Below are 4,918 nucleotides of genomic sequence, written 5' to 3'. Positions count from 1 at the left end.
GAGCCGGGCGGCAGACCCCATGCTGCGGCTGGAGGCGCGGATGCCGGCCAGCGGCTGACGGCGTGGCAGGGTGGGGGCATGTGCGGCCGATATGTCTCCACCCGCCGTCCGCAGGATCTGGTCGACCTGTTCGACGTCACGCGCTGGGACTTTGATCAAACCCTGGAACCGAGCTGGAACGTGGCCCCCACCGACGACGTGTGGTCGGTCCTGGAACGCGTCGAGCGCGACACTGGCGAGGTCACCCGGCAGCTGCAGCCGCTGCGCTGGGGCCTGGTGCCGTCGTGGGCGAAGAGCCTGAGCATCGGCGCGAAAATGATCAATGCCCGGGTGGAGACCGTGGCGGAGAAGCCGGCCTACCGCCGGGCGTTCGCCAAGCGCCGCTGTCTGCTGCCGGCGGACGGTTTCTACGAGTGGCAGGCTGTCGCGGCGACCAAGACGGCCAAGGCCCGCAAGCAGCCGTACCTCATCGCGCCCGGGGATGGCCAAGTCATGGCGCTCGCCGGCCTGTACGAGTTCTGGCGCGACCCGGCCGTATCCGAGAGCGACGATTCCGGGGCGTGGTGGTCCACCTGCACGATCATCACGACCGAGGCCACCGACGCCGCCGGACGAGTCCACCCCCGCATGCCGCTGGCCATCGCCCCCGACGACTGGAGTGCCTGGCTCGACCCCACCCACGAGGACGCCGACGAACTGCGCGCCCTGCTGGCGGCCCCAGCCGCCGGCCACCTGGACGCCCGCGCCGTGTCCACCGCGGTCAACGACGTACGCAACAACGGCCCCCACCTGCTGGACGAGATCGCCGGTGACCACGCCGATTGAGGCTGGATGCATGCGAGCGTGACACCGCGCACGGCACCACCGGAGGCCGGTCTTCAACGGCGGCCGCTCCGGGCGGGGCGCATCGCATCTCATCGCACCGAATCCTCTCTCATCGCACCGAATCCTCATGGCGCATCGACTGAAGTCGATTTCGACCTTCGGGGGCCGCAGCGTACCCAGAATGAGCGAATAATGAGCGATTGAATATGTGAATGACGAGCGATTCAGTGCGCGATTCGATAGGGTGGGAGTGGAGGTGAGCTGATGGCCAGAGAGGAAGAGGCGCTGTTCAGCGCCGTCGACGCCTTGCTCGAACAGGTCGCGCAGGACGTTCTGCCGGACCCTGCTGAGCGCAAGAGGCTGCGTGAGGCGGCGGGGCTGAGTCAGGCGCAGATCGCCAAGGCGCTGGACGCGCGCCGGGAGGCGGTGGGGAACTGGGAGACCGGCAAGACCGAGCCGAGGCCGCCGAAGCGCGCCGCCTACGCCCGACTCCTGGAGGGCCTCGCCGAGCGCTTCCCCGCCCCGGCCGTCGACGTGCCTGCTGCCATAGAACCGGCGGTCCCGACAGCGTTCACCGACCCGGCGCCGGAACCGGTACAGGCCCCTGCTCCTGCGGCGCCGTCCCACCCGGCGGCGAGCAGCACCAAGCCTTCGACGTCGCGTCGTTCGGCCGGGAAGAGGGCCACTCTGAAGCCCGCGCCAGCGCCGGTCGCGGTCGACGGGCGGTTCGCGAACGGGCCGCTGGCGGTGCTGGGCGGCGACGGATCGGCGTACTGCGTCGGCGGCCTGGTGCTGGACTGCCCGGCCAAGACCTTCCCCGCGCTGGTCGAATGGGCCCTGACCGAAGCGAAGTTGGGCGCCTCCAGGCTCAACCGCAACGGCAAGGACGCCGACCCGCTGATCGTCATCACCGACGCGGCCGCCGAACGGCTCGGGCTCCCGGCAGTCCTGGAGGACCGGCGGGGCCTGAGGCTGCCGGAGGACCACAAGGTCGTCAAACAGATCACCAAGGCCAAGTGGAAGCTGACTCGTCGCGGGTTCGGCCCGTGGCCGCGGATCTACCGCCCTGCCGAGGGCGGAAAGCGGCAGTGCGTGCAGTTCGCGATCCTGCCGTGGGGCGCACTCGACACCCGGTCCTGGGGCGACACGGGGCAGCTGTCGCCGGCCGACGTCGCCGCGGTGCTCGGCTCGTACGCCACCCGCGTCATCACCCCGCGCGGCTCGACCGCCGTATGCGGCCTGGAGCTGATGAGCGCGCTGCGCCCGCCGACCCGCGCGGTCAAGGACGACTCCGGCGCCTGGGTGTCCGGGCCGAACCCCGGCGCACTGACCGAGCCCGTCGATCCCGCACCGCCGGAGGCGCCGGCCGAGCACCCGCTGGTCGCCGCCCTCTACCCCCGCCATCACGTGCGCACCCCGGACCAGGTCATCGATGAGGAGGCGTACGACTGGTTCAGGCCGCTGACCGACCAGGAGTGCACCCAGGGCTACACCCACGCTGTCGGCATCGACGTGAACATGGCCTTCGCCGCGGCCGCCAACCGCCTCGTCATCGGCACCGGCCCGGCAACTCACGTCAGGAGCCCAGCGTTCGATCCGAAGCTGCCCGGCTCCTGGCTGGTGGATCTGTCCCACATCGATCTCGACCCGCGTCTGCCCAGCCCGTTCACGCCGAAGGGCACCCACCCGACCGGGCCGGCCTGGTACTCGACCTCGACCGTCGCCTACGCTGTCGAGCTCGGCCACGCCGTGGCACCAAGCGAGGCGTACGTCCGATACGAGAACGCGGCTTACTTCGACGCCTGGTACACCCACCTACGCGACGCCTACATGGCCACCATGGCCGACCTCGGCGTCACCACCGGCATGAACGAGGAGGACTTCCTCGCCGCGATGGCCCGGCACAAGAGCATCGACTCGGGCCAGGCCGCAGTCCTCTCCGCCATCAAATCGACGGTCAAGGGCGGCATTGGCAAGCTGCGCGAGCGCCCCCAGAGCATCAAGCACAAGTTCGGGGAACGGTGGCCGGCCCTGGAGCGCCCGACCTGGAGCCCCCACGCCAGGGCCGAGCTGATCGGCAAGGCGCGCACCAACATGCACCGCAAGCTCATGGCATGGGCCCGCGTCGGCCTGTTCCCGGTGGCGATCCTGTCCGACTGCGCCGTCTACCTCTCCCACGGCCCCAGCCCACTCGACTTCATGCCGCATACGCCCGACGGCAAGCCGCTGCCCGGCGGATTCCGTCTCGGCGTCAGCCCCGGCATGGTCAAGCACGAAGGAACTCGCGACTTCCTCTGGCTCGCCCAGACCATCGAGGACGAGCAGATCAACCCGGCCCGCCACATCAAGGGCGACGACGCCCCCGACAGCGGAGAGTAGAGACACCCCATGGGCATCCTCGGCGACAGTCTCGACAAGGCCGCCACCGCCACCGCCACCCGGTCGATCCCGAAATCCGCCGGAGCCCAGGTGCGGTTCCTCGTCAAACAGCACAAGGGCTCCACCAAGGCCGTCGCGCAGCTGCTGGGCGTCTCCCAGCGCACCGTCGAGCGGTACGTCAAAGACCAGATCAGGCGCCCCCGAAAGGACCTCGCCGCCCGCATGGAACGCGAGGTCCACCGCCGCTGGCAGCCGAAGGTGCGCCAGAAGGCCCAGCAGAGGGCTGCGGCCACCGGCGGCATCACCATCGAGACTCGGGCCCGCTTCGGGTTCACCGCCGCGCCGGGCACGACGGACGACGGGCGGATCAGGCTGATCGTCCAGCATCTGCCGCCCGCCTTTGCGGCCCGCCTCTTCGATGCCCAGGCGTCGGGCGCCACCGAGCAACAACTGCAGAACATCGCCGCCGAGGGCTTGCAGGAGATCTACTTCAAGGACCGCGGCCGCCGCGCCGACGGACTCCTGGTGGAGTTCACCGACATCGACTACGTAGAACTCGACTACAGCTAGGTGTAGGAGGCCAAGACGTTGGTTTTGCCTTCTCGGAGTCGGGATGCTGGCGGCTGGCCTCCGGTAGCACAAGCGGCTCGTCTGCCGGTAGCCGCTCAGCCGGCGTCACTCGCTCAGCCATAAATGCCGCGATAGCGCTGGGTAGTTGCCAGCGACGGGCAATGGTCGCGTCGGCTACCGCCGCTTCGGCCACTGCCGCGTCGGCTACCGCCGCGCCGGTGTGGCACTGCGGCGACAGGCCGCAGAGACTCCACGCAGTCCGCCCCCCCCGCGGTGGCGAGTGGTAGGTGTTCGCCCCCAGGTCGACGCAGGCTCTTCCTCGGTGACGGTGCGGTGGGGGAGGCCCTCGATGCCGCGGGTGGCGACGGCCTTCTCCGTGGCTGCGGCGCGGGCTTCATGTGGGTTATCCGGGGCTTCCCTCCTGGCCTCGGGCATCCAGCTCGATTTACTGTACGTACGTACCGTATCGCTCTCGGTTGAAGCGTATCGAGCGCCAGGGTGGCGGCACCTTGTCGCAGCCTCGGCGTGCAGCCGTGCAGCCGTGCGGTCGGCGCCGTGAAGCCGATGCGTTCCCGTCCCATCGCGACCGGGGTGTTTCGAGCCCCTCGCTCCAGTAGCCGTGATGGGCCCTATGTCCGAGTTGCGCGTATCCTTCTTCTCATCTACAGTACAAATGTACTTTTCGCTGTGGCGTGAGGCGCCCAGTGGTCAGCTGGCTGGCGTTTCCAGAACCGGCGCTGCCGTACTCCGCAGGCACTGCGCCCCACCCTCAAGGAGTGATCCCGATGAAGGCTCCCGCCATCTCCCCGTGTCTGGGCGTCAAGGACACCCAGGCCACCGTCGACTTCTACGAGAAGCTCGGTTTCACCGCTCTGCCCGCAGGTGCGAACACCGGCGCCGACGACGATCTGCGCCTTCTGCTCTTCGACGGTGAGTTCGCGCTCATGCTCCAGCGCGACGACCAGTTGCGGGAATACCTCCCCCCGCTCCAGGACACCCCTGTGGGTGCGTTCGGCATGTTCTACCTCGCGGTCGACGACATCGACGGTTACATCGATCGCATCCGCCCCGTCGTGGACGTCGTCAAGGAGACCGAGGTCCAGGGCCGGAGGGTCCTCTACTTCGCCGACCCCAACGGCTACAT

At 69.1% G+C, this 4,918-nt stretch carries 4 protein-coding genes; all 4 read left to right on the top strand.

Annotated elements, in window-relative coordinates; all coding sequences use genetic code 11:
- The first annotated feature begins 78 nt into the window (after positions 1–78).
- Positions 79–825, top strand: a complete 747-nt coding sequence (locus AB0I10_RS40250; RefSeq protein ID WP_363157710.1) for an SOS response-associated peptidase — start codon at positions 79–81, stop codon at positions 823–825.
- 264 nt (positions 826–1,089) lie between these two features.
- Complete coding sequence (locus tag AB0I10_RS40245; protein WP_363157709.1) at positions 1,090–3,204, top strand: helix-turn-helix domain-containing protein; 2,115 nt, start codon at positions 1,090–1,092, stop codon at positions 3,202–3,204.
- A gap of 9 nt (positions 3,205–3,213) precedes the next feature.
- Positions 3,214–3,774, top strand: coding sequence for an XRE family transcriptional regulator (locus tag AB0I10_RS40240; RefSeq protein ID WP_363157708.1), 561 nt, complete (start codon positions 3,214–3,216; stop codon positions 3,772–3,774).
- 785 nt (positions 3,775–4,559) lie between these two features.
- The coding region (locus AB0I10_RS40235; RefSeq protein ID WP_363157707.1) for a VOC family protein at positions 4,560–4,918 on the top strand (359 nt) is incomplete at its 3' end.

The sequence above is a fragment of the Streptomyces sp. NPDC050636 genome (genome assembly GCF_040654775.1).
In the GTDB taxonomy this organism is placed as follows: Bacteria; Actinomycetota; Actinomycetes; order Streptomycetales; family Streptomycetaceae; genus Streptomyces.
The sequence above is the reverse complement of the archived record's forward strand: the minus strand, read 5'-3'. Positions and strand labels throughout refer to the sequence as shown.

What these genes read in the sequence shown, in the direction of transcription:
- AB0I10_RS40245 (WP_363157709.1), top strand. Translation starts at nt 1,090, where the DNA reads ATGGCCAGAGAGGAAGAGGCGCTGTTCAGCGCCGTCGACGCCTTGCTC.
- AB0I10_RS40240 (WP_363157708.1), top strand. Translation starts at nt 3,214, where the DNA reads ATGGGCATCCTCGGCGACAGTCTCGACAAGGCCGCCACCGCCACCGCC.
- AB0I10_RS40250 (WP_363157710.1), top strand. Translation starts at nt 79, where the DNA reads ATGTGCGGCCGATATGTCTCCACCCGCCGTCCGCAGGATCTGGTCGAC.